General features: G+C 72.2%; 19 protein-coding genes. 10 read left to right on the top strand and 9 right to left on the bottom strand.

What is annotated here, in order from left to right:
* Window positions 1–111 precede the first annotated feature (111 nt).
* The 6 genes from KUW17_RS20005 (at window position 112) to KUW17_RS19980 (ending at window position 7,166) form a co-directional block, all read left to right on the top strand.
* Window positions 112–585, top strand: coding sequence for a metal-dependent hydrolase (locus KUW17_RS20005; RefSeq protein ID WP_222482075.1), 474 nt, complete (start codon window positions 112–114; stop codon window positions 583–585).
* Window positions 582–1,430, top strand: coding sequence for a dTDP-4-dehydrorhamnose reductase (rfbD, locus tag KUW17_RS20000; RefSeq protein WP_222482074.1), 849 nt, complete (start codon window positions 582–584; stop codon window positions 1,428–1,430). Before KUW17_RS20005 ends, rfbD begins: the two co-directional genes overlap by 4 nt.
* A complete protein-coding gene (rfbA, locus tag KUW17_RS19995; RefSeq protein WP_222482073.1) occupies window positions 1,427–2,329 on the top strand; it encodes a glucose-1-phosphate thymidylyltransferase RfbA in 903 nt (300 codons plus the stop codon). The genes rfbD and rfbA overlap by 4 nt, the downstream gene beginning before the upstream one ends.
* Window positions 2,330–2,498: 169 nt before the next feature.
* Window positions 2,499–4,496: a secretin N-terminal domain-containing protein gene (locus KUW17_RS19990; protein WP_222482072.1), complete on the top strand. Its 1,998-nt coding sequence runs from the start codon at window positions 2,499–2,501 to the stop codon at window positions 4,494–4,496.
* A complete protein-coding gene (locus KUW17_RS19985; RefSeq protein WP_222482071.1) occupies window positions 4,429–5,961 on the top strand; it encodes a GspE/PulE family protein in 1,533 nt (510 codons plus the stop codon). The genes KUW17_RS19990 and KUW17_RS19985 overlap by 68 nt, the downstream gene beginning before the upstream one ends.
* Complete coding sequence (locus KUW17_RS19980) at window positions 5,958–7,166, top strand: type II secretion system F family protein (RefSeq protein ID WP_222482070.1); 1,209 nt, start codon at window positions 5,958–5,960, stop codon at window positions 7,164–7,166. Before KUW17_RS19985 ends, KUW17_RS19980 begins: the two co-directional genes overlap by 4 nt.
* Window positions 7,167–7,182: 16 nt before the next feature.
* Here KUW17_RS19980 and KUW17_RS19975 read toward each other — a convergent pair whose 3' ends face one another.
* Window positions 7,183–7,659, bottom strand: a complete 477-nt coding sequence (locus KUW17_RS19975) for a type II secretion system protein N (RefSeq protein WP_222482069.1) — start codon at window positions 7,657–7,659, stop codon at window positions 7,183–7,185.
* 126 nt (window positions 7,660–7,785) lie between these two features.
* On the opposite strand from KUW17_RS19975, the gene KUW17_RS19970 reads away from it, so the two are divergent.
* The gene (locus tag KUW17_RS19970; protein ID WP_222482068.1) at window positions 7,786–8,298 is read left to right on the top strand and encodes a tetratricopeptide repeat protein; all 513 of its coding nucleotides are present in this window, start codon (window positions 7,786–7,788) and stop codon (window positions 8,296–8,298) included.
* Window positions 8,299–8,343: 45 nt separating this feature from the next.
* Here KUW17_RS19970 and gspM read toward each other — a convergent pair whose 3' ends face one another.
* Genes gspM through gspG form a run of 7 tightly spaced genes read right to left on the bottom strand, consistent with a single transcriptional unit; the run spans window position 8,344 to window position 13,030 of the window.
* Window positions 8,344–8,847: a type II secretion system protein GspM gene (gene gspM / locus KUW17_RS19965; RefSeq protein ID WP_222482067.1), complete on the bottom strand. Its 504-nt coding sequence runs from the start codon at window positions 8,845–8,847 to the stop codon at window positions 8,344–8,346.
* On the bottom strand, window positions 8,844–10,073 hold the full coding sequence (gspL, locus tag KUW17_RS19960) for a type II secretion system protein GspL (RefSeq protein WP_222482066.1): 1,230 nt from the start codon (window positions 10,071–10,073) through the stop codon (window positions 8,844–8,846). Before gspL ends, gspM begins: the two co-directional genes overlap by 4 nt.
* A 6-nt stretch (window positions 10,074–10,079) precedes the next feature.
* Window positions 10,080–11,045 (bottom strand): type II secretion system minor pseudopilin GspK, encoded by a 966-nt coding sequence (gene gspK, locus KUW17_RS19955; protein WP_222482065.1) that lies wholly within the window; start codon window positions 11,043–11,045, stop codon window positions 10,080–10,082.
* Complete coding sequence (locus KUW17_RS19950; protein ID WP_222482064.1) at window positions 11,042–11,698, bottom strand: type II secretion system protein GspJ; 657 nt, start codon at window positions 11,696–11,698, stop codon at window positions 11,042–11,044. Before KUW17_RS19950 ends, gspK begins: the two co-directional genes overlap by 4 nt.
* An 11-nt stretch (window positions 11,699–11,709) precedes the next feature.
* Window positions 11,710–12,120 carry a hypothetical protein gene (locus KUW17_RS19945; RefSeq protein ID WP_222482063.1) on the bottom strand — a complete coding sequence of 137 codons (411 nt, stop codon included), beginning with the start codon at window positions 12,118–12,120 and terminating at the stop codon, window positions 11,710–11,712.
* Window positions 12,105–12,581 carry a prepilin-type N-terminal cleavage/methylation domain-containing protein gene (locus KUW17_RS19940; RefSeq protein WP_222482062.1) on the bottom strand — a complete coding sequence of 159 codons (477 nt, stop codon included), beginning with the start codon at window positions 12,579–12,581 and terminating at the stop codon, window positions 12,105–12,107. Before KUW17_RS19940 ends, KUW17_RS19945 begins: the two co-directional genes overlap by 16 nt.
* The gene (gspG, locus tag KUW17_RS19935; RefSeq protein WP_222482061.1) at window positions 12,566–13,030 is read right to left on the bottom strand and encodes a type II secretion system major pseudopilin GspG; all 465 of its coding nucleotides are present in this window, start codon (window positions 13,028–13,030) and stop codon (window positions 12,566–12,568) included. Before gspG ends, KUW17_RS19940 begins: the two co-directional genes overlap by 16 nt.
* A gap of 133 nt (window positions 13,031–13,163) precedes the next feature.
* On the opposite strand from gspG, the gene KUW17_RS19930 reads away from it, so the two are divergent.
* The 3 genes from KUW17_RS19930 to KUW17_RS19920 all read left to right on the top strand — a co-directional run bounded on the left by KUW17_RS19930 (window position 13,164) and on the right by KUW17_RS19920 (window position 16,844).
* Window positions 13,164–13,931: a prepilin peptidase gene (locus tag KUW17_RS19930; RefSeq protein ID WP_222482060.1), complete on the top strand. Its 768-nt coding sequence runs from the start codon at window positions 13,164–13,166 to the stop codon at window positions 13,929–13,931.
* Between the two features lie 88 nt (window positions 13,932–14,019).
* Window positions 14,020–15,621, top strand: a complete 1,602-nt coding sequence (locus KUW17_RS19925) for a tetratricopeptide repeat protein (RefSeq protein ID WP_222482059.1) — start codon at window positions 14,020–14,022, stop codon at window positions 15,619–15,621.
* Entirely contained in the window at window positions 15,618–16,844 is a 1,227-nt protein-coding gene (locus KUW17_RS19920; RefSeq protein WP_222482058.1) for an SEL1-like repeat protein, read from the top strand. Before KUW17_RS19925 ends, KUW17_RS19920 begins: the two co-directional genes overlap by 4 nt.
* Before the next feature lie 45 nt (window positions 16,845–16,889).
* On the opposite strand, the gene KUW17_RS19915 is transcribed toward KUW17_RS19920, so the two are convergent.
* Window positions 16,890–24,476 carry an Ig-like domain-containing protein gene (locus KUW17_RS19915; protein WP_222482057.1) on the bottom strand — a complete coding sequence of 2,529 codons (7,587 nt, stop codon included), beginning with the start codon at window positions 24,474–24,476 and terminating at the stop codon, window positions 16,890–16,892.
* Between the last annotated feature and the right edge of the window lie 41 nt (window positions 24,477–24,517).

The raw sequence follows: 24,517 nt of genomic DNA, 5'->3' as shown, positions 1-24,517 counted from the left end.
AGGGCCGCGCCTCCCCGCGGGACGGCGCAAACGCGCCGCCCCAGGGGGGCGGGACGGCGCGGCCCGGGCCGCAAGCGCCCCGGGCGGACCCTTCCTCAATTGGGATCTCTCATGCTGACCGCGCATCTGCCCTCGGGCTATGTGCTGGCGCGGCTGGCGCCTGAGGGGCACCGGTTCCTGATGCCCGCCGCCCTTCTGGGCGCGGTGCTGCCGGATTTCGATATGCTGTGGTTTCACTTCATTGACGATGGCAGCATCCATCATCATCGCTACTGGGTGCATGTGCCCGCCTTCTGGGCGGCCGTTGCGGCTCTAACTCTGCCGGTTCTGGCCTTTCTTGCCCGCGCCTTGCTGGCTCCGGCGCTGATGTTCTTTGCCGCGCTGTTCCTGCACATGGTCCTGGATACCATCGGCGGCGGCATCCTGTGGGCGGCGCCTTTTGACAGCGGGCTTTATACGCTGGTGGAAGTGCCGGCCGCTCAGGCGCATTGGGTGCTGTCCTTCCTGCTGCACTGGACCTTTTTGCTGGAGTTGGGCGTCTGGGCGCTAGCCTTGTATCTGTGGCGCACGGGGAGGTGCATATGATCCTAGTGTTCGGCAAGACCGGCCAGCTGGCCCGCGAACTGGCGGCGCAGGGCGGTGCCGCCTGCCTGGGCCGCGATCAGGCGGATCTGTCGGATCCGGCGGGGTGCGCGGCCGCCATCCGCGCCCATGCGCCTGCCGCCGTGATCAATGCCGCCGCCTATACCGCGGTGGACAAGGCCGAGGAGGAAGAGGCGCTGGCAACCGTGATCAACGGCGAAGCCCCCGGCGCGATGGCGGCGGCCTGCGCGGAATTGGGCATCCCCTTTGTCACCGTCTCCACCGATTACGTCTTTGACGGCAGCGGTGATGCCCCCTGGCGGCCGGGGGATGCCACCGGCCCCTTGAATGCCTATGGCCGCTCCAAGCTGGCGGGCGAAGCCGCGGTGCGCGCGGCGGGCGGCGCCTATGCCATCCTGCGCAGCTCCTGGGTGGTCTCGAGCCACGGGAACAACTTCGTGAAAACCATGCTGCGTCTCGGCAAGGAGCGCGGGCGCCTGACCATCGTGGCGGACCAGATTGGTGCCCCGACCCCGGCGCGGGACCTGGCCGCGGCCTGCCTTTCGGTGGCGCGGCAGCTGGGCGAAGATCCGGCCAAATCCGGCACCTATCATTTTGCAGGGGCGCCCGAAACCAGCTGGGCTGGGTTCGCGCGGGAGATCTTTGCCGGGGCCGGCATGGCCTGCGCGGTGGAGGATATTCCGGCCTCCGCTTACCCCGCACCGGCAGCGCGGCCCTTGAATTCGCGCCTCGATTGCACCGCATTAGAGACTGTTTTCGGCCTCTCGCAGCCGGACTGGCGGGCGGGGCTCATGGATATTCTGAAGGACTTGGGAGAATTGGCATGACTGACGGCACGCCCGGCGCCGGGACCGCATCCGGCAGAAAGGGCATCATCCTGGCAGGCGGCTCCGGCACAAGGCTCTATCCGATCACCATGGCGGTGTCGAAACAGCTGCTGCCGCTCTATGACAAGCCGATGATCTACTACCCGCTGTCCGTCCTGATGCTGGCGGGCATCCGCGAGATCTGCGTCATTACCACGCCGCAGGACCAGGAGCAGTTCACCCGGACCCTCGGCGACGGCAGCCAGTGGGGGATTTCGCTCACCTACGTGGTGCAGCCCTCTCCCGACGGGCTGGCGCAGGCCTTCATCCTGGCCGAGGAGTTCCTGGCGGGGGCGCCGTCGGCGCTGGTCTTGGGCGACAACATCTTCTTTGGCCACGGGCTGCCGGAACTGCTGGCCGCGGCAGACGCGCAAGGATCCGGCGGCACCGTCTTCGGCTATCACGTCGCCGATCCGGAACGCTATGGCGTGGTGGCCTTCGGCGCGGACGGCACCGCCCGCCAGATCATCGAGAAGCCGCCGGTGCCGCCGTCGAACTATGCGGTGACCGGGCTCTATTTCCTCGACGGCAGCGCGCCGCAGCGGGCCCGCCGGGTGCAGCCCTCCGCCCGCGGCGAGCTGGAAATCACCGATCTGCTGCAAAGCTACCTGAATGAAGGGGGCTTGCGGGTCGAGACCATGGGGCGGGGCTATGCCTGGCTTGATACCGGCACCCACGGCTCGCTGCTGGATGCGGGCAATTTCGTGCGCACCCTGCAGGAGCGGCAGGGCCTGCAGGCCGGCTGCCCGGAGGAAATCGCCTACGGGCGGGGCTGGATCACGGCGGCCCAGCTGCAGGCGCGGGCCGGGCAGTTTGCCAAGAACGCCTATGGCGCCTATCTCGAGCGGCTGCTGAAGTAGCCGCCGCTTCAGCCGCAGGCGGTGTTGGCGCGGCGCCGCACCACCGGCGGGAAACGCGCCCGGGGGCGGAAAATCCCCTGTGTTCCGGCAGCGGTTCGCTTTATATGCTGCTGCAAAGAAACAGGACGGCGGGACGCGAGGGCCCGCCGCGGGGAACAGAGAGCAGATCATGGCATATCCCGCAGCAACAGAACCGGCGGCGGCCGGCCCGGGGGGGTGGCTCCGGGAAACGGCGCGGGGCTGGATCTGCGCCGCCGGGCTGGCGGCGCTGCTGCTGATCCAGGCGGCAGCACCGCTGCGGGCGCAGGTGGCGCTGGACCTGCGCGATGCGGATCTGCGCAGCTTTGCCGAGATCGTCTCCGAGGCCACCGGCCGCAGCTTCGTGCTGGACCCGGCGGTGCGCGGCACGGTGACGGTGCTGGCGCCCGAGGAGCTGCCGCCGGAGAGCCTTTACGAGGTGTTCCTGTCGGTGCTGGAGCTGAACCGGCTGACCATCGTCGAGAGCGCCGGCGCCAGCCGCATCGTGCCGATGTCCTCGGCGCGGGAGCTGTCCTCCGGCGCCGCGGCGGGCCAGGCGGCGGGGTTTGAAACCCGGGTGATCCGGGTCCGCGACATCCCGCTGCAGGAGGTGGTCGAGGTGGTGCGCCCGCTGCTGCCGGCCGAGGCGGTGATCACCGCGCTGCCGGATTCGAACCGGCTGATCCTGTCCGACCGCAGCGCCAACCTGGCGCGCATCACCCGTCTGATCGAGAAGCTGGACCAGCCGCAGCGCCCCGACCCGGTGGAGATCATCCGGCTGCGCACGGCGGCGGCGGCGGATGTGATGCAGGTGGTGCAGGCGATGCAGATCCTGCCCGAGGGCGCCGCGGTCAGCGTCGACCGGCGCTCCAATGCGCTGGTGGTCTCCGGCCCCGAGGCGCTGCGCCACCGGGTGCGGGTGCTGGCGGAGGAGCTGGACACCCAGCGCAACACCGTGGTGTCGCGCAGCATCGGGCTGAACTACGCCGATGCGGCGGCGCTTGCCGACGTGGTGATGCGGGCGCTGAACGATGACGGCGGCAGCGCCGTGCGGGCGCCGGTGCGCATCGTGCCGGAGCCGCAGACCAACACGCTCCTGGTGTCGGCGCCGCAGGAGCGGATCGACGACATCCTGCAGATGGTGCGCCATCTGGACCGCCGCCCGACCCAGGTGCTGGTGGAGGCGGTGATCTTCGAGATGTCGGTGCAGGGGCTGTCGGACCTGTCGGTGCAATTCGGCGCGGTGCTGAACGATGCGCTGGTCGGCGGGGTGCAGTTTGCGCTGCCCGGGCGCACCAGCCTGATCAGCCTGATCTCCGCCGCCCGCAACGGCAATGCCGTCGACATCGGCAATGGCGGCGCCCTCGGCGGCGCCCGGCTGGAGGACGGCGACGGCATCGCCGGGCTGATCACCGCGATCACCTCGGTCACCTCCACCCGGCTGCTGTCGACCCCCTCGATCCTGACCCTGAACAACCAGGAGGCCGAGATCGTGGTGGCGCAGAACGTGCCCTTTGTCACCGGCAGCTTCTCCACCGTCGGCAACAGCGCGGTGGAAAACCCGTTCCAGACCATCGAGCGCCAGGATGTCGGCCTCACCCTCAACGTGACGCCGCAGATCAATGCCGACCGCACCGTCAGGATGCTGGTCAAGCAGGAGGTCTCCAACCTGACCAGCAACACCGCCTCGGCCGGCGGCGAGATCACCGCGCGGCGGTCGCTGTCGACCACCGTGCTGGTGCGCGACGGCTCGGTGATCATGCTGGGCGGGCTGTTGGAAAACGGCGCCGGGGCGGTGGACCAGCGGGTGCCCGGCCTGTCGAAACTGCCGGTGCTGGGCAAGCTGTTCCGCGGCAAGAACGCCACCGGCAACCAGCGGGTGCTGCTGGTGCTGCTGCGGCCGCAGGTGATCACCTCGGAGGCCGAGGCGCAGCGGATCTCCAGGACGCTGGCGCGCAAGGCGCAGAGCACCAGCGCCCTGATCGCGCCGCTGGATGACGGCGGCTTCCCGAAATCGCAGATCGGCGCGCTGCCGTTTGACGGCGCCGATCTGAACCAGCCGTTTGATGCCGGATTCATTGATGACGTTGCACAAAGCCGAAACTTCCCGCCGCTCCCCAGCCGGCTCCGCTTCAACAGCGGCAACTGAGCCCGGCCGGGCCGCCGGACGGCTGCCTTTTGCCTTTGCCCGGGGCCAGCAGGTGGCGCTGGAGGGGGCGCGGCTGATCCTGGGGCCGGAGGCGACCCAGCTGGGCCTGCGCGAGGCGCAGCGGCGGCTGGGCGCGGGCGCGGTGCCGGAGGTGGAGATGCTGGACCGGATCGGCTTCGAGGCGGCGCTGGCGCGGATCTATCAGCAGGGCGGCCCGGCGGAGGCGGCCGCGGCGGAGATCAGCTTCGACCTGGAGGAAGCCGCCTTTGCCCGCCGCCAGCGCGACCTCTTGGACGAGCCTGGCGATGCGCCGGTCATCCAGCTGGTCAACCAGCTGTTGCGCCGGGCGGTGCAGAGCGGCGCCTCGGACCTGCATGTGGAGCCGCATGAGGGCGGCCTGCGGGTCAGGATGCGGATCGACGGCATGCTGCAGCAGATGATGGACCGGCCGGACGTGCCGGTGCGCCGGATCGTATCGCGGCTGAAGGTGATGGCGGGGCTGGACATTGCCGAGACCCGGCTGCCGCAGGACGGCCGCATTGCGCTGTCGCTGGCCGGGCGGCAGATCGACACCAGGGTGAGCTCGCTGCCGGGCCACCACGGCGAGCGCATCGTTCTGCGGATCCTGGACCGCTCCGCCGGGCTGATGCCGCTGGAGGCGCTGGGGCTGAGCGCGGCGCAGCAGGCGCAGCTGGCGCGGCTGTCGGCGCTGCCCAACGGCATCATCCTTGCCACCGGGCCGACCGGCGCGGGCAAGACCACCACGCTTTATTCACTGCTGCAGCTGGCCAACCGGGCCGAGCGCAACATCGTCACCGTCGAGGACCCGGTGGAATACGACCTGCCGGGCATTTCGCAGAGCCAGATCAACGCAAGCATCGGCATGAGCTTTGCCGCGGGCCTCAGGGCGGCGCTGCGCCAGGACCCGGATGTGATCCTGGTCGGCGAGATCCGCGATGGCGAGACCGCGTCGACCGCGGCGCAGGCGGCGCTGACCGGGCATCTGGTGTTTTCCACCCTGCATGCCAACAGCGCCGCGGCGGCGGTGGTGCGGCTGCGCGACCTCGGGGTCGAGGATTACCTGATTGCCGCCACCCTGCGCGGGGTGCTGGCGCAGCGGCTGCTGCGCAGGCTGTGCGCGGACTGCCGCAGCCCGCGTCCGGCGGAGCCGGAGGAGGCGGCGCTGTTTGCCCGCCACGGGCTGGCGCCGCCGCCGCAGCTGTTTGCGGCGCAGGGCTGCGCTGCCTGCGGCGGCAGCGGCCATGCCGGGCGCTTCGGGATCTACGAGATCGCCGCCATCCCGGCGGAGCTGCGCAGCGCCATCGCGGCGGGCGCGGATGAGGCGCAGATTGCGGACATGGCACTGGCGCCGGCCGAGCGGCTGGCGGGCCAGGGCCTGGCCGCCGCCGCTGCCGGAACCGTCAGCCTGGAGGAGGTGCTGCGGGTGGCGGGGGATGCCTCATGAAGGCTTATTCCTACGTTGCCTATACCGCCCGCGGGCGGCGGCGCACTGGCACCGTGGTGGCCGAGACCGAGGCGGATGCCGCCGCCCAGCTGGCGCAGCAGGAGCTGTTTGCCGCTGAGCTGGGGGAGGCGCGGACCGGGGCGGCGGGCCGCTGGGGCCGCAGCGGGCGGCGGCTCAATAGCGAGCTGCAGGCGGTGTTCACCCGCCAGATGGCGGTGATGCTGGAGGCCGGGCTGCCGGCCGATGCGGCGCTGGAGGCGGTGCGCGCCGGCGGCCACCCGGCGCTGGATGCAGCCGCCGCGGCGGCGCGGGCGGCGCTCCTGGACGGGGCCAGCCTGTCGGCGGCGCTGGAACAGGCAGGCGCGGGGTTTCCGCCCTATTACCTGGCGTCGCTGAAGGCTGGCGAGGCGGCGGGCGAGCTGGCGCCGGTGTTTTCCGGCCTCGCCGCGCATCTGGAGGAGCAGGGCACCGGCAAGGCGCAGGTAGCGGCAGCGCTGGTCTATCCGGCCTTTGTGGCGGCGGTCTCGATTTTGGTCTGCGGCATCCTGATGACCAGCGTGGCGCCGGAGATCGTGGCGATGTTCGAGCTGACCGGCCGCCCGCTGCCGCCGCTGACGGTGGCGGTGATGGCGGTCTCCGGCGCGGTGCTGGCCAACCGCTGGCTGCTGGCGGCGCTGGCCCTGGCGGCGCTGATGCTGGCGGCGGCGGTGCCGCGGGTGGCGGCGCTGCGGGCGGCGCGCGACCGGCTGCTGTTGCGGCTGCCGGTGGCCGGGCGGCTGGCGCGGCTGGCGGAGGCGGTGCAGTACATGCGCACGCTGGCGCTGGTGCTGGGCTCGCGCCATGCGGTGCTGAGCGCGGCGGAAAGCGCCGCCGGGGTGCTGACCATCGCCGCCTTCCGGGCCGAGGGCCGGGCGGTGGCCGCGGCGGTGCGGCAGGGCGAAAGCCTGGCGGCGGCGCTTTCCCGGCTGAGCTTCCTGCCGCCGGCCGCGCGCCAGCTGATTGCCGCGGGCGAGGTCTCGGTGCAGCTGGCGCAGATGACCGGCCGCGCCGCCACCCTGGCCGAGCACCGGCTGGCCACCGAGCGCAAGCGCCTTGCGGCGCTCTTGGAGCCGGTGCTGATGATGTTGGTGGGCGGGCTGGTGCTGGTGATCGTGCTGGCGGTGCTGCTGCCGGTCTTCGACCTGCAGGCGGCAGTGGCGGGCTGAACCGGGCCTGCCGGGCCTACTCGGCAAACCCCAAGAGCTCCGGCGCGCCGCCGCCGCGGGCCAGCCAGACCCCTTCGGCGCTGATGCGGACCACCTCGGCGCCGCCTTCCAGCCGGTCGCCCGCGCGCACCATCTGCGCGCCTGCCGGATGCGCCAGCACCGCCCAGGTGGCGCCGCCCGACTGCACCACGCCGCGGAGGCTGTAGCCGAGGCTCGTGAGCGGCGGGCGCGGCGGCTGCGGCTCGGCAGCCGGAGCGGCGGCTGCGGCCGGGCGGGGCGGCTGCGGCTCGCCGAACAGAGGCGGCCAGCGGCGGCTCTCTCGGCGCGGCGCCGGCGCCGGTTCCGGGGGCTGCGCACCGGGGTCCGCAGCGGCAAAGGCCATCGCCCGGCCGCCGTCTGCGCCGCCGGGGGCCAGCTCCTGCCACAGCAGATGGCCGGACCAGGCTGCCGCAGCCAGGGCCGGAACGGTGCAAATTGCAGCAATCAGACGCATTAGAGCCTTTCCCGGACATCAGCCGCAGATCCTGGCGGCCTGAAAATCCGGCCGCAGCCCAAGCATAGACGGGCTGGCGCAACCATGGTAAAAACCGGCCCATAAATAAACACGAAAAGAGCAGAAATGCAGGCGATCCCCTTTGCAAAAGCCGCGCTGGCGGGCCTGGCCCTGCTGCTGCTGGGCAGCTGCGGCGGCAGCCCGCTGGGCCAGCACAGTTTTCAGGCGCAATATTCGGTGGCGCGCAACGCGCTGGAGGCCGGCGAATACGATCTGGCCCGGCGCAGCTACCGGAAACTGATGCAGGCGCCGGGGCCGCTGGCGGCACGGCTGCAGCTGGAATACGCCCATGCCGAACTGCGCGGCGGCGATTTTGCGGCCGCGGCCCGCAGCGCTGGCCAGCTGGCGCAAGGCCAGTCCGGCCCGGCCCGCGCCGCAGCGCTGGCGGTGCAGGGCACGGCGCTGCACGAGATCGGACTGGCGCAGCTGGCGCAGGGCCAGGCCGAGGCCGGGCGGCAGCAGCTGGAAGCCGCCCGCAAGGTGCTGGCCGAGGTGCTGGAGACCCATCCGGAACTGGATCCGCTGGGTTCGATGGCGGGCCGCCGCGCCAGCATCGAGGCGCGGCTGAAAACCCTCTGATCCGCCTTTTTAGAGCCTGTTTTGCCCGGCCTGCCGCGGGCGGCCTCAGCTTCCGCCCGGGACCAGGGTGATCCGGGCAGCGGCCTTGCCGGGGGCATCCTCCAGCGCCTCGAAGCGGAAGCTGCGGATGCTGTAGCCCCAGCCGGGATGCACCGACGACAGCCAGGCGGCCAGCCGCAGGAAATCCACCGCGTCAAAGCGCAGCGTCACCGCGCCGCCGCCTTCGCTGCCCAGCTCGCTGAGCGCAGAGCGCAGCCCGGCCGTGTTCAGCCCCTGTTCCAGCCCGCTGAGCCCGGCGGGCGCCCCGGCGGCGTCCCGCGGCAGCGGCAGGGCGGCGTCCAGCGCGGCTTTCTCTGCCGCCCGCGCCCGCACCCAGGCCTGCAGCGCCAGCGCGTCGCTGCGCGCCGCCTCCGCCTGCTGGCGGCGCTCCTGCAGCGGCAGCAGCAGCGCCAGGGCCAGCGCCAGCGGCAGCAGCACCGCCAGAACGGCCAGCAGCTGCCGCTCGCGGCGGCTCCGCTGAAGCAGCAGGTCGATCAGCCGGGCGCTCATGGCCGCGCCTCCGCGGCGGTGATGGCAAATTCGGCCCGCACCCCCTCTGCGCCGCTTAGGGTGCGGGAATCGGTGAGCGCCGCCTGCAGCCCGGCCTCGCCCAAAGCGGCGGCGAGAGCATCGGCGGCGGCAAAGCCGGGCAGGCGGATCACCAGCGTCAGCCCGTCGCCGTCGCGGTAGCCGAGCCGCTCGGTCTGGCCGCCGGAGGCGGCGGCGGCCTCTGCGGTGCGGGCGGCCATCTCCAGCGGATCAGGGCCGCTGCCCGCGGCGGCGCCGCGCAGCTCTGCCAGGGCGCGGCTCACCTGCAGGCGGGCATCCAGCACCGGGGCGCCGCCGGTGAACTGCTGCTGCACCAGCGCGCCGGTCTCGGCCGCCAGCCTCTGTGTCTCTGCCTCCAGGCGGTTGATGGCGATGAGCTGGCCTGCGCTCCACAGCACCGCGGCGAGGGCGGCGGCCAGCGCGGGCCAGCGCCAGGGCAGCACCCGGGCGGCCAGCTGGGCGCGCGCCGCCATCGGGTTTTTGCGCAGGTCGCAGGCCAGTTCGCCGTGGCCCAGCAGCTGCGGCTGCGGCAGGCCAAGCGCCGCCACTGCAGCCGGGTTGTCCGCCACCGGGATATCCCGCTCCTGCGCCAGCGCGCGCAGGGCGGGCAGGGGGGCTTGCAGCAGCAGCGCCCTGGGGGCAGGGCCGGTTTCCAGCGCCCGTTTCAGCATTGCTTCACCCAGCGGCGCCGCCGCGGCAAAGCCGTCCGCGGGGCCGAGCCGGGTCAGGATGCGGCCATCCGGGGCGGCGGCAAGGGTCCAGACCCCTTCGGCGGCGGGCAGCGACAGGTAGTCGGGCAGCACCGCGCGGCCGGGCAGAGCCTGCAGGCCGGCGAGCCAGGCGGCATCGGCGGCCAGAACCCGGGTCCAGGCGCCTGCGGTCTGGCTGCGGGCCTTGGCTGCGGCGGGGGCAAAGGGGCGCAGTTCCAGCCCGTCCCCGGCAGCGGCGGCTCCCAGCAGGCCGGCCAGCTGGCGCCGGGCCACCTGCTCGCGGGCCAGGCCGCGCAGCCCGGCAGGCAGGTCGAGGGCAAACAGCGGCACCTCCTCGCCCGGGACCAGCACGATCTGGCGCGGCCCGGCGGCGGCAGCGCCGTCCAGGGGCAGGAACTCCGGCGGTGCGTCAGAGGTTTGTGCGGGCGCGGAAGGAATGGCCGGGGTCTCCTGCGGCAGGGGGTACGGATCTGTCATGGCGGCTCAGGGGCGGGTGGTCAACCGCCAGGCAACCGCCGCCTGCTGCCGCGGCCCCTGCCGGTGCAGCACGGTCACGCGGCGGCCGGACATGGCGCCAAGCTGCACCGCGGCTTCGGCCTGGAACCAGTCCGAGGACACGGTCAGCCGGTCCCCGCTCAGCAGCGAAGCCGGGCCGTCTTCCGGATTTGCCCCTGCACCGTCCTGATCCGCTTGTGCCCCCGCTTGCGCCTCTGCCTGTTCCAGCCCGGCCGCCGCCAGGAATTCCGGCACCGAGGGAAACGGCTGCTGGCGGCGGCGGGCGGCGAGCCGGTTCAGCGCCGCGGGCGGCATCTGCGGCAGCAGCGCGGCCAGCACCTGGGGCGGGGCGGTGTTCACATTGAGCCGGGCGTCCCCCGGCAGGGCAGCAATGAAGGGCAGCAGCCGCGCATAGGCGCGCGGCGGTAGGCCGGGGATGCCCTGCAGCTGGCGGGTGCTGAGCAGGGCGCCGCCCACCGGGTCCAGCGGCGGGTCGAGTCGGGCCCAGGCGGCGCGGTTCTTCGGCCCGCCGGGCTGCAGGAAGCTGCGGATGGCGGCGCCTGCCTGCGGCGGCAGCGCCAGCTGCTTCAGCAGCCGGTCAAACGCCTCCCTCGCCGCGCTGTCCTGGGGATCGGCCAGCCAGTTCACGTTGAAGCGCCCCTGCAGGTCGCTGATCTCCCCGCTGAGCACCGCGCCGCCTGCCAGCTCTGCCGCCTCCACCGGGGCGGTCCAGGCAGTGCTGTCCGCTGCGCCGCGGCTGAGCCGGGCGGCCGCCAGCGCCTCAAACGCGTCCAGCGCCAGGGTGAGCTGCGCCGCCTGCTGTCCCGCCTGCAGCCGGGCGCGGCCGGTTTCGGCCCGCGTCAGCAACAGCGCCGCCGCCGCTGCCAGCGCTGCCGCCAGCACCAGCGCATTGACCAGCACGAAGCCGGCGTCGCGGGGGCGGCGGCGGCTCATTTCAGGGTCTCCACAAGGGTAATTCGGCCAAAGGCGCGGGTGTCCAGGGTCACCTCGACGGCCAGCGGCAGGGTGCTGGAATAGACCTCGGGCGCTGCGCCCGCCTGGTCGCTGTCGGTGCTGCCGGGGGGCGGGGGCAGGGCCAGCGGCTGGACACCGTCGCGCCAGCCGGTTCCCTCCCAGTAGCTGCGCAGATGCAGCCCGGTGACGCCGTCCAGCACCGGCATCTGCGGCTGCCGCGCGGCGGCGGTGGCCGGTGTCAGCGCGGTCCAGAACCGGCGGCTGAGCTGCCCGCCTGCCAGCTGCCATTCGATCCGTTGCAGCCCGGGAGTGCTGGCGGCGGAGTTGTCCAGGCCGGGCTGGCCCCCCGCCGACAGCGCCAGCACGCCGTTCCGGAAGCTGAGCGCCGATTGCGGCGCCGCCCGGCCCGGAGGGTAGAACAGCATCGGCACCACGGCGGCCAGATCGGCGCGCAGCAGGCTGGCGGTGCGGTCCAGCGCCGCCGCCTCGGCGCTGCGCGCGGCGATGCCCTGGCGCAGCCGGATCATGCCGCCAAGCGCCTGCGCCCCCATCACCGCCACCAGCGCAAAGATCGCCATTGCGGCCACCAGCTCGATCAGGCTGAGGCCCCGGTCGCGCGCGCCTGGTTTCATTCCGCCCGGCCTCACCGCGCCCGCCCCGGCGCCAGGTAGAGCACCAGCTGGGCGCCTTCGCCGCTGCCGACGCGGGCGGTGACGGTGGCCTGCAGCAGCCCGCCGGCCGATGGTTTGGCGGCGGTTTCCAGGGTGATGGTGCGGCCGCCCTGGGTCACCTGCCCCGGCAGGGAACGGGCAGTGCCGTAAAGCTGCAGCTCCTCGGCGCGGTTGCGGGCGGCAATCCGCGCCAGCAGCCGCGGCGCCTCGCCGCCGGCCGCGATCCGCGACTGGTCCGCCGCCCGCAAGGCGGCCAGGCTGGCAACCGACAGGACCAGCACCGCCACCGCCAGCTCCACCAGCGTCAGCCCGGCGCTGGACGCGGCGGTATGTCTGCGCGCTGTCCTTCGCCAGTTCACCCGCCAGTTTATCCGCCTGTGCATCTGAGCCCCGCCCATCCGTCGCTTTCACAGGTGCTGCCGTCCTGGAAGGACAGGCGGAAGGCGCTGGTCCGGCCGTTGGCCAGGAACTGGACCTGCGGCGCGCCCGGCGCCGGCGCCGACCCGCGGCGGGCAAAGATCGCGCGGCCCTGCCAGCGCTGCAGCCGCCCCGGGTCCTGCCAGCCTTCGGCCCCGCGCTGCACCAGCTGCAGCCCCTGCGGGGTGACGGCGAGGCCGCGGCTCTGGCCGCCGGAGACGGCAAGCTGGCGGGCCGCCTCGAACTGGGTCTGGAACAGCGCCCGGTCGCGGCTGCCGGGGCTGCTGCCGCGCGGCAGCGCCAGGCTGGCCGCCACGGCGAGCACCGCCAGGATGGCAACGCAGACCAAGAGCTCGATCAGCGTGAAGCCGGCTTCGGTTCCGGCCCGGGCCCCGGGTGCGCAATCAGGCTCTATTGCAGGGTCCAAGAGCCGATATCCGCATCCGCGCCGGTGCCGCCGGCCGCCCCGTTGGCGCCATAGGTGAAGATGTCGAACTCGCCATGCACGCCGGGCGAGAGATACTGGTAGGGCTGGCCCCAGGGATCCACCGGCAGCCGGTCCATATAACCATTGGAGGCCCAGTTGGCGGGCACCGGGTCGGAGGCGGGCCGGCTGACCAGCGCCGCCAGCCCCTGCTCGGTGGTCGGGTAGCGGTAGTTGTCGAGCCGGTAGAGCTTGACCGCGCTGGAAATGGCGGCGATGTCGGATTGGGCGCGCACCGCGCGGGCCTGGTCGGGACGGTCGATCACCCGCGGCACGATCACCAGCGCCAGCACCGAGAGGATCACCACCACCACCATCAGCTCCAGCAGCGAAAAGCCGGCGTCACGGGCCGGCTGGCGGCGGCGGGCAGGGCAGGAACGGGGATGCGGCATGGCTCTCTTTCTTTTCTCCGGCAGCATGATAGAGGAGGTGCGGATCTGCTGACCCGACCCTTAGCCGATCCGGGCAGGGGCGGAAAAGAGGGGAAAGAATGCTTGCCGCAATAAGCTCTTGCCTGTGTCCCCGGTGACCGCGCCGGAGGTGTTCCTGCTGCTGCTGGCGCCGGCCATCGGCTCCTTTCTGGGGGTGCTGGCGGACCGGCTGCCGCGCGGCGAGGATGTGCTGCTGCAGCGCTCTGCCTGCCGCAGCTGCGGCGCCCGGCTGGGGAGGCGGGACCTGGTCCCGGTCCTGTCCTTTGCACTGAGTCGCGGATGCTGCCGCCATTGCGGCGCGGTGCTGCCGGCCTGGCTTCTGTACGTGGAAATCCTGGCGGGGGGCGCCGCGGTGCTGGCGCTGGCGGCGGGCGGATCCTGGGGGGCGGTGCTGCTCAGCTGCCTGTTCCTGTGGCTGCTGATTGCGCTGGCGGCGGCGGATCTCCTGTGGCTGCGGCTGCCGGATGCGCTGAGCGCGGCGCTTTTTGCGGTGGCGCTGGCGATGGCCTGGCCCGCCGGGCCGGAGGCGCTGGCGGCGGCCTGCCTGGGCGCAGGCCTGGGGGCGGGCAGCTTCTGGCTGATCCGCGCGGGCTACCGGCATTTGCGCGGGCGCGAGGGGCTGGGGCTGGGCGACGTCAAGCTGATGGCCGGGCTCGGCGCCTTTGCCGGCCCTTACGACCTGCCGCTCCTGGTGCTGCTGGCGGCGGCGGGCGGGCTGGCGGCGGCGCTGCCGCGCGCCCTGCGGCGGCGGCAGATGGCGCCTGTGCCGCTGGGCCAGCAGGCGCTGCCCTTCGGTGCTGCGCTTTGCGCGGCGGCGGCGCTGCTGTGGCTTCTCAGAGCCGCCGCGCTGCTGCCGGGCTGAGCAGGTCAGGATTGGTTTGATCTTGCCCCGGCTGCCGCTTAGGGTCCGCCGCGTCACCTGCCCCTGTTTCCTGACCGCGTGAGAGATAATGCCCCGTTTCCAGACGCTTTTCCTGCTGCCCCTGCTGTCCCTGCCTGCGCTGCTGCCGCAGGCGCTGCAGGCCGGTGATGACGTGCAATCCCCGGCGGCGGCGGCGCTGCCCGCCCGGCCGGACATGGCGGCCATCGAACAGGCCTGGGCGGCGGGGGATTTCGTCTTTGTCCGCCAGGGGCTCAAACGCCATGCGGAGGAGACCGGCATGCCGCTGGCGCAGTACCGCTATGGCCGGGTTCTGCTGGAAGGGCGCGGTGGGCCGGCCGACCCTGCGGCGGCGCAGGGCTGGCTGGAGCAGGCGGTGGCGCAGAACCATGCCGATGCGGCGGTGCTGCTGGCGCGGCTCTACCTGTCGGGGGTGCCGGGCGGGCCGCCGCGCGATCCGGCGCGGGCTGCCGAGCTGCTGAAGGGCGCTGCGGCGCGCGGCCGCAGCGAGGCGCAGTATTACCTCGGCCTGCTGCACCGCGCAGGCGAGGGGGCGGCGCAAAGCGACGGGGATGCCTTCACCTGGTTCCTGGCGGCGGCCGAGGCGGGCCATGCCGGGGCGCAGTTCGAGCTGAGCCGGGCCTATTCCCGCGGGCTTGGCACCGCGCCGGACGGGCAGGAGGCGCTGCGCTGGCTGCAGGAGGCGGCGGGAACCGGCCACGCGGAGGCGCAGTTCTACCTGGCCTATGCGCTGGACAGCGGCCAGGGGGCGGCGCAGGACCGCGGCCAGGCGCTGGACTGGCTGCGCCGCGCGGCGGAGGGCGGCTTTGCCCAGGCGCAGCTGGCACTGGGGCGCAAGTATCTGAAGGGCGACGGCGCTGAGGCCAACCCGTCCGAGGCGCTGCGCTGGCTGGGCACGGCGGCGGCGGGCGGCAGCGCCGCGGCGGCGGCGGAGCTGGGCGCGGCGCTGCGCGGCCGCCACGGCGTGTCGGCGGACCCGGTGCGGGCCTGGGGCCTGCTGACCCAGGCCGCCGAGGCCGGGCTGGCGGAGGCCGCCCTTGCGATGGCCGAAATGCGCGAGGCGGGAGAGGGCGGCCCGCCGGATCTGAAACAGGCGGTTGCCCTGTACCGGGAGGCCGCGGAGATGGGCAGCGAAACGGCGGTGCTGCATCTGGGCGCGCTGGCGGGCGCCGGGCGGCTGGACGGGCTGATGGCGCCGCACCGGGCGGTGCCCTGGGCGCTGGCGGCGGCCAGGGCAGGCGATGCGGCGGCGCAGGGCTGGCTGGAGGACCGGGCGGGCGCGGGGCTGCGCCCGGCGCAGACCGCGCTGGGGCTGCTGATCAGCGCCCGCGAAGATCTGACGGAGGCCGGGGCGGACCGCGCCGCCGGGCTGTTCCTGGCCGCGGCCGAGCGCGGCGACACCGAGGCCCAGCATCAGCTGGGGCTGTTGCACATCAAGGGCCAGGGCGTGGCGCAGGATTATGTCCAGGCGCACAAGTGGCTGAACATCGCGGCGGCGGGCGGCCATGCGAAAGCGCTGGAGATGCGCGCCGTGGCGGGCGACCTGATGACCCCGGAGCAGCTGGCCGAAGCGCAGGCGGCGGCGCGGGTCTTTTTTGAGCAGGCGGCGCCGCCCGAGCATGTTCTGCAGGACGCCGGGGCCTCGCAATGACCCCCCGGCGGAGCGCGCTGGCGGGGCTGTGGCTGTCGGCGCTCTTGTGCGGCGGGGCGGCTGCGGCAGAGGACGGGCCCTGGCAGGCGCCGCCGCTGGCAGAGCTGCAGCAGGCGGCGGACGCGGGCGGCGCAGCGGCGCAATACGCGCTGGCGGTGCGGCTCGAGGAGGGCAGCGGCATCCTGCAGAACTTCACCCTGGCCGCCGAATGGCTGGCCCGCGCCGCGGCCCAGGGCCATGCCGGCGCGCAGAACCGGCTGGGGCAGTATTTCCATGAGGGCCTGGGGGTGGAGCGCGATCCGGAGACCGCCCTGCGCTGGCTGGAGCAGGCGGCGGCGGACGGGCAGCCGCAGTATCTGTTCGACCTTGCTGCAGTGCTGGAGCAGCAGCCCGGCGGCGGCGCCCGCGCCGCGGCGCTGTACCAGCGCGCCGCAGAGGCCGGCCACAGGGATGCGGCGGTGAGCCTCGGCGTGCTTTATCAGAACGGCACCGGGGTGGCGCAGGACCTGGAGCGGGCGCGGCGGCTTTACGAGGGGCCGGCGGCGGCAGGCCATCCGCGGGCGCAGAACAACCTGGGCCTGATGCTTGTGCGCGGCGAGGGCGCGGTGCAGGACTATGGCCGTGCCGCGGAACTGTTCCGGGCGGCGGCGGCGCAGGGGCTGCGGGTGGCGATGGGCAACCTCGGCGTGATGTATGAGAACGGCTTCGGCGTGGCGGTGGACGAGGCGCGGGCGGCGGAGCTCTACCGGCAGGCAGGCCAGGGCGGCGCGGCGGGGGCGGCGGGCCGGGCCCTGCCGGCCAGCGTCTATGACCCGCGGCTGCTGCCGCCCGGCACCGGCCCGGAAGAGCTGGAGCAGCTGCGAAGCGGCGCGCGGGCCGGGGATCCGGTGGCGCAGTTCATGCTGGCCTGGCTCTATCTGCAGCCGGAGCCGGACACCGTGCCGCAGCCGCAGCTGCAGGAGGCGGCGCGGCTGCTTGGAGCTTCGGCCCGGGCCGGCTACCCGGCGGCGATGGCCAACCTGGGGCTGATGTATTTCGAAGGCCGGGCGCTGCCGCAGGACTATGTGCTGGGCTATATGTGGCTGGTGCTGGCAGGCACCGCCGGCTTTGACGCGGCGCCGCAGCTGGGCGCGGGGCTGTCGCCGCGGATGACCGCGGCGCAGATCGCCGAGGCGCAGATGATGGCGGCGGCCCGGGCCGCCCGGAACACCGCCGGCAACTGACCCCGCCGCAGGAGCGCGCCGCCCCCGGAGAGGGGCGGCGGCGGCTCAGAAGTCCAGCCGGATGCCGTGCTCGACGGCCAGGCTGCCGGCCGACGGCGCCGTTAGCCGGGTCACCACCGCGCCCTGGCCGCTGGCAAAGCGGCGCTCGCGGGTGACGCCGAGCGACAGCCGGTCGCTGCCGTCGATATGCTCGTAATCCAGCTCCAGCCCGAAGCTCAGCCCGCGCGACAGGTTCAGCATCTCCTGCGAGAAGGCAAAGCCGAAGCCGCAGCCGGTCTCAGAGCTGCCGCCGCTGAAGGAGGACAGCTCGCAGGCAAAGCGCGGCGCGAAGGACAGATGCGTGAGGGTGGCGCCCGGCGGGGTGCTGCCCTCCGGCGCCTTCAGCCCGGCAAACTCCAGCTCGGCGAACAGCCGGGCGCCGTTGTAGTCCGGAATGCTGATCGAGCCGGTGTCGCTCTGCGACAGCTGGGTGGCGGTCACATCCGCATCGCTGGCCGCCGCATAGGCAAGATCCAGACCCACCCGCGGGCTGACGGTCATGCTGTCATAGCTGCGGCTGCCCGACAGCGCCGCGCCGGCAAAGCCCGCCGCATACTGGTAATCGCCTTCGGCCCGGATCGGCGCGGCATCGGCGGCAAAGTCCAGGTCAAAGCGGTGATGGCCAAGCGCCGCCGCCGCGTAATAATCTAGGAACAGCCCGCCGCTCAGGGAGCGGGCGCCGTAGATCCCGGTGTTCAGCCCGAAACCGGTGACCGCGCCATCGGCCAGGTCCTGCACGCTGGTGCGGCTGACATAGCCGCCCCAGAAATGCCCGCGCAGATCCTGCTCCGACAGGAAGCGCTCGCTCTGGCGCGAGACCTGCAGCATCGCCTGGGTGCCCAGCCCGTCAGTGTGGCTGATCGAGAAGGCCCCGTCCAGGATCTCGCGGCTGCCGCGGTTGCAGTTGTAGCTCTCCCAGCCGAAGCTGCCGTCGCTGGAGCCGTTGCCGTCCTGCACCTGCACATTGCCGTCGGCGTCGAACGCCCGGATGGTGCCGCAGCGCAGGTCCTCCCGGCCGGCCTGCAGCCGGTCCAGCGCGCCCTTGGAGAGGCGGCTGAAGTAGCGCTGCTGGGTCTTCACCGTGGTTTCCAGGTCGCGTTTCAGCACTTCGGTCAGCTGCTCGCGGATCTGGTCGACCAGGTCGTCGGCGACCTGCACTTCGGCCAGCGCCAGCGCATAGCCGTCAAAGCTGGTGTCGGCGGAGCTGACGGCGACGGAGGGCTGGCAGCTGTGGGTGCCTTCCACATCCTCGTCGTCGATGGCGCGGATGGTCAGGGTCCGGGCGGTGGCGAAATTGCCGGGGGTGAAGGTCATCCGCGACGGCGAGACGGTGCATTGGCTGTCGCCGCTGAAGCTGAGCACCACATCTGCCAGGGGGGCGCCCGACAAGCTGAAGGACATCGCCGCGGTGTCGTCGCCGTTCTCCGACGCGGTGAGGTCGTCATTGGTGACCGCAATCGCCGCAAAATCGTCATCGGTGATGGTGGCGCTGCCGGTCAGCTCCGACGCGGTGCTGCTGAGCACGGTGCCCTGGTCGCCCGCGGTCACCGCGGTCAGGGTCAGCTCGATGGTTTCGCCGCCCTCGACGATGGTGTCATCCAGCACCGGCGCCTCGACCTCGGCCTCGGTACCGCCTGCCGCGATGGTCACGGTGCCGGAGGGCGCGGTGTAGTCATCGCCGCCGGTGGCGGTGCCCGCCAGCGTGTAGCTGATCACCGTGTCCACCGCGGCGGCGCGCGCCAGCGACACGGTGAAGACCGCCGCCTCCGGGGTGCCGCCATTGGCCTCGGCGCCGTTCTGCACTGCGCTGACCGTCACCGCGTTTTCCGAGCACTGGGTCATCGGGATGTTGTTGGCCAGCACGTTGGGGTCGCCGGCCTCGATCACGAAAGTGTCGTAGAAGGCGGGGTTGGCAGAGAGCGAGGCATCGGCCAGGTAGCCGGTCGAGCCCACCTCGGTGGAGCCGATCACCGCCGGGTTGTCGGGCAGCAGCGAGGTCACGTCGAGGCTGCCAGAGGACAGCCGCGCGCTGCTGGCGGCGCCGCCGTCGGACGGGTAGCCGTAGCTGACCGTATAGGTGCCCGGGCGCAGCGCGAACCACTGGTATTCGCCGCTGGAGCCGTCGCGCACGATGTTGATGTCATTGCTGATGCCGACACTGCTGTTCGAGCCCGACGGGCCGGTCACGGTGATCGAGCCGCCGGTCAGGATGCGGCCGTCGTCCTCGCAGTAGAAATAGCCCTGCGGGTCGTAATCCTCGGCATCCGGGATGCCGTCGCCGTCGCGGTCCGCGGTGCTGCTTTCATAGGAATCCGGAATGCCGTCGCCGTCGCTGTCGGCCTCCGGGCTGGGGTCCGGCGTGCCGGTCAGCGCGGCGGTCACTTCCAGCGCCGCGGAAGCGGTGCTGGCATTGCCGCTGGCGTCGGCGGCGGCGCCGGCCTCGGCGGTGATGGTGACGGTGCCGTCATGGTCCGGGGTCACCGTGAAGCTGTAGCTGGCGCCGGAGCCGGAGAGATCCGAGGCGGCGCCATTGTCCAGCGTCAGCCCGCTGAGCGCAAAGCCGGTCACATCCTCGCTGAAGGCGAGGGTCACCTGGAAGGGCTCGCTCTGCGCGCTGTCCGGGCCGCTGAGCGCGGCCGAGGGCTGGCCCGCATCCTTGGAGAGCGTTGCGCTGGCCTGCGGCGCGGCATTGCCTGCCGCATCGGAGGCATCGGCGCTGAGGTCCAGGCTGCCGTCGGCCAGGGCGGAGACATCCAGGCTGAGGCTCCAGGCGCCGCCGGCCACGGTGGCGCTGCCGCTGGCGGTGGCGGAACTGCTGTCGGTAACAGTGACAGAAACGCTCTGGCCGTCCTCGATATCCCCCGCGGTGCCGGACAGGGTGAGGGATGCCGCCTCGGAGGCGTTCACCACATCATCCCCGGCCAGCGGGCTGTCGAAGGCAAGGCTGGGGGCGGTGGTGTCCTTGGCGATTGTATCGGTGGCCGCCGCGCCCGCGTTGCCGGCGCTGTCGGTCAGGGTGACCGTGAGCGTCAGGGTGCCGCTGGCCAGCCCGGACAGGTCGAGCCCGGTGATCTGGTCGGCGGCGCTGGCGATGGTGCCGGAGCCGGTGACATCCGCGCCGCCGCCGCTGGAACTGATGCTGTAGCTGTAGGCGGCGCCGGTTTCGGCATCCGCAAAGGTGAAGCTGATCGCGTTTTCATTGGCGGCATTGGCAGCGGCCTGATCGAAGGCCGCGCTGTAGCCCGTGGGCGCGGTGGCGTCCTTGCTGATGGCGGCGCTGGCCTGCGGCGCGGCAGAACCTGCCGCATCGGAGGCGTCGGCGGTGACCGTCAGGCTGCCGTCCGCCAGGCTGGAGACATCCAGGCTGAGGCTCCAGGCGCCGCTGGCCACGGTGGCGCTGCCGCTGGCGGTGGCAGAGCTGCCGTCGGTGACGGTGACAGAGACGCTCTGGCCGTCCTCGATCTGCTCCGTGGTGCCGGACAGGCTGAGCGTTGCGGCTTCGGAGGCATTGACCACATCATCCGTGGCAATGGGGCTGGCAAGGCTCAGCGCGGGCACGGTGAGGGTTGCCTGGGCGGTGCCGGAGGTGCCCAGCGAGGAGGTCAGGCTGCCGGTGGTGTTGACCAGGGTGCCGGTGGCGGTCGGCGTGACGTCAACGGTGACGGTGCAGCTGGAGGCAGCAGCCACGGTGCCGCCGCTGTAGGAAACCGTGGAACTGCCCGCGGCAGCGGTCAGGGTGCCGCCGGTGCAGGTGGCGGACGCATTGGCGGGGCTGGCCACAACCATGCCTGCGGGCAGGCTGTCGGTCACATCCAGCGCGCTGGCCTCGATCAGGGCGCTGCTGTTGTCGATGGCCAGGGTCATCGTGATGCTGCCGTTCAGCGGCGCGCTGGCAGCGGCGAAGCTCTTGGCGAAGCCGGGCACCGGCGCGGCGCTGACCGTCAGGCTGTCTGATGCGGTGCCGGAACTGCCGGAGGAGGAGGTCAGGGCGCCGCTGGTGTTGCTGAGCGTGCCGGTCGAGGTGGCGCGCACATCGGCGCTGACGGTGCAGGACGCGCCTGCCGCCACGGTGCCGCCCGAGTAGCTGATGCTGCCGGATCCGGCCGTCGCGGTCAGGGTGCCGCCGGTGCAGGTGGCGGACGCATTCGGAACCGGCGCCACCACCATGCCCGCAGGCAGGCTGTCGGTGAAATCCAGGCTGGAAGCGGCAATCGCCGAGGCGCTGTTGTCCACGGTGAAGGTCAGGGTGGTGGTACCGCCCTGCACGATGGCGGCATCGCCGAAGGCCTTGGCGAAATCCGGGGCCGGCTCGACGCTGAAGGCGGCGCTGGCGGCGGCGGCGGCAAAGCTGCCGTTCTCCGTCAGGTCGCTGGTGCTGCCGCTGTAGCTGCCGGTGGCCGCCGCCGCCGGGACGCTGACGGTCAGTTCGATCGAGCAGCTTTCGCCTGCCGCCAGGCTGCCGCCGGTCAGCAGCACGGTGCTGCTGCCTGACACGCTGGAGCCGCTGCCGCACAGATCGCTGCCGGTGCCGGCGGTCACCGCCAGGCCGGACAGCATGGCGTCCAGATCGTCGCTGAAGCGCAGCCCGCTGAGGCTGCTGCCGCCCGCGGGGTTGCTGATCTGATAGGTCAGCGTGGTGCTGCCGCCCGCCGCCAGGGCGCTGGCGGCAAAGCTCTTGCTGAACGCCGGCGGGTTGGCCGATTGCACGGTCAGCGTGGCGCTGGCGGCGGTGCCGGTGACCGAGGCGCTGCTGGCGGTGCCGGTGACCTCGCTGGTGTCGCCGCTGTAGCTGCCTTCGGAGGTGGGGGCGGTCAGCGAGACGCTGACGGTGCAGCTGCTGCCCTGGGAAAGGCTGCCGCCGGAATAGCTGATGCTGCCTGATCCTGCGGCCGCCGTCAGGGTGCCGCCGGTGCAGGTGGTGGAGGCATTCGGGGCGGCCGCCACCACCATGTCGGAGTCGAAGCTGTCGCTGAAGGCCAGGGCGCTGACATCATAGCTGCTGCTCAGATTGGTGACCGTGTATTGCACGTCCACCGCGCCGCCGGCCGCGACCGTGCTGCTGGAGTAGCTCTTGGCCAGCTCCAGCAGGTCGGTGGTGCTGACGCTGAAATTGGCGCTGATGGCAGAGAGCGCCACGGAACCGCTGTTCACGGTGGCGGTGATGGAGGAGGTGAGCGAGCTGTAGTCCCCGTCCGCGGCCCCCGCGGGCACCGTCAGGTCCAGGCCGATGGTGCAGGTCTCGCCCGGGGCGATCTCGATCCCGGTGAAGATGCCGGTGGTGGTGCCGGAGTAGGCGGGGCTGCCGCCGCAGCCGGTGCTGAAGGAGGCCGTTGAGGAGGCGGCGAGGCTGGACAGCGCCGTGCTGTAGCTGTCGGTGAAATACAGGCTGGAATAGGTGAAACTGCTGTCCGGGTTCTCCAGCGTGTAGGTCAGCGTCATGGTCTCGCCGGGCAGGGTGCTGGCCGGGCTGAAGCTCTTGGCGGTGATCAGCGCCGCGGCCTCCAGCACCTGCAGCGTATCCGAGGCGGCGGCGGCGGTGGTGGCCTCGCCGCCGGCGGTGGCGGTCAGGCTGGAGGTTGTGTTGGTGTAGGTGCCGGGGCTGCCGGAGGGCAGCGCGATCTCTACTGCGACGGTGCAGCTGCCGCCGGGATCCAGGCTGCCGCCGGTGTAGGACAGGGTTGAGGTGCCGCTGAGGCTGCCGCCGCAGCTGTTGCTGGTCAGGCTGGACAGGGTGGTGCCGGAGAGGAAGGCATCCAGGTCATCGGTGAAGGCAATCGCGGTGGCGGTGCTGGCGGATTCGGCGCCGCTGGAAATTGTGAAGGTCAGCGCGGCGGTGCCGCCGCCCTGGGCGGTGTCGCTGCCGAAGGCCTTGACCAGCGACAGGTTGGCGCCGCCCTCGACGGTGAGCGTGGCGCTGGCGCCGGAGGTGCTGGACACCGAGCCGCCGTTGACGGTCGCGGTGACGGCGCTGGTGGCGGTGGCGTAATCGCCCGGCGCGGTGCCGTCGGCGACCTGGTAGACCACATCGATATCGCAGCTGGCGCCGGCCGCCAGGCTGCCGCCGGTCAGCAGCAGGTTCGTGGTGCCGCTGACGTCGGCGGTATAGAGAATACTGCCGCTGCCGCAGAGATTTGATCCGGTGCCGCTGGACACGGCGATGCCGCCGGGGGTGTCCAAGGGCTCGCTGAAGGCAATGTCGGAGGCCGCCAGGGCGGTGTTGGGGTTGCTGAGGGTGTAGCGCGCGGTGACGGTGCCGCCCGGCTGCGCCGGGCCGTCGGTGAAGGCCTTGGCAATGGTCGCCGGCAGCCCGCCGTCGGCCAGGATGCGCAGCGTGGTGGAGGCCGTGGACCCGGTATAGGCGCTGCCGCCGAAATCGGTGGCGGTCAGGGCGCTGGTGGTGTTGGTGTAGGTGCCGGCCGCGGCGCCGGCAGGCAGCGCCAGCTCCACCGACACCGCGCAGCTTGCGCCGGACGCCAGGCTGCCGCCGGAGTAGGACAGGGTGGAGCTGCCGCTGAGGCTGCCGCCGCAGCTGTCGCTGTTGAGGCTGGAAAACGTGGTACCGGAGAGGAAGGCATCCAGGTCATCGGTGAAGGCGATCCCGGTGGCGCTGTCGTCCCGGCTGCCGTTTTGCAGCGAGAACTCCAGGGTGACGGTGTCCCCGGCGCTGGCCTGGTTCACGCCGAAGGCCTTGAAGAGGCTGATGCCGCCTGCGGGGGTGCCATTCACGGTCAGGTCGACCGAGGCGCTGCCCGCGGAGGTGACCGAGCCGAAAACGTTGCGGTACTGCAGCTCGTTGCTGAGCGTGTAGCTGCCCGCATCCACGGCCTTGACCGTGGCGTTCACGGTGCAGCTGAAGGTGCCTTCGGCCTGATAGGTGGGGCCGGTGAAGCTGATGCTGCTGCCGCCCGCTTCGGCGGTGAGGGCGGCGGCACCGCTGCCGGCATCGCAGCTGTGGCTGGCGTTGGGCGGCGTGGCGAGCTCCAGCCCGGCGGGCAGGGTTTCGGTGAATACCGGCGTGGTCCAGTCGTTGAATGAGGGGCTGGCGGGGATCACCACGTCGAAGCTGTAGGTCAGTGCGGTTGTGCTGCCGGGGTCCAGCGCCGTCAGGCTGGCGGATTTGGCATAATTTGCGGAAGAAGCGGCGGTGACGGTCAGATCATCCGAGGCAGTGCCGCTGTTGCCCAGAGAGGAGGTCAGGTCGCCGGAAGTGAAGCTGTGGGTGCCTGTGGTGCTGGAGGCCACCGGCACCGACACCGTGCAGCTGCTGCTGCTGCCCAAGCGGCCGTCTGCGTAAGTGATTGTGCTGCCGCCGGCGCTGGCGGTGAGGGTGCCGCTGCAGCCGTCCGAACTGCTGGCGCTGCCGATGGTCACGCCCGCGGGCAATGTGCCGCTGAAGGCAAGGCTGTCTGCCGGGGTGCCGGAGCTGCTGTTGTCGATGGTGAAGGTCAGCGTGCTTTCGGTGCCTGAATCGATCGTGTCCGGCGAGAAGGCGGCGCTGAAACCGGGGGCGGACTGGGCCTGAACGGCTGCGGGAAGCGCAAGGGTCAGAACAACGGAAAGCAGGCGCGTGGCGCGGTGCAGCAGACAGGTCATCGAAATTCCTTAACTATCCCTCGGGAAGGGTCCGCCCCGGT

The sequence above is a fragment of the Leisingera aquaemixtae genome, from assembly GCF_019801145.1.
GTDB classification, from domain to species: domain Bacteria; phylum Pseudomonadota; class Alphaproteobacteria; order Rhodobacterales; family Rhodobacteraceae; genus Leisingera; species Leisingera aquaemixtae_A.
This window is presented reverse-complemented; position numbering and strand designations above follow the sequence as displayed.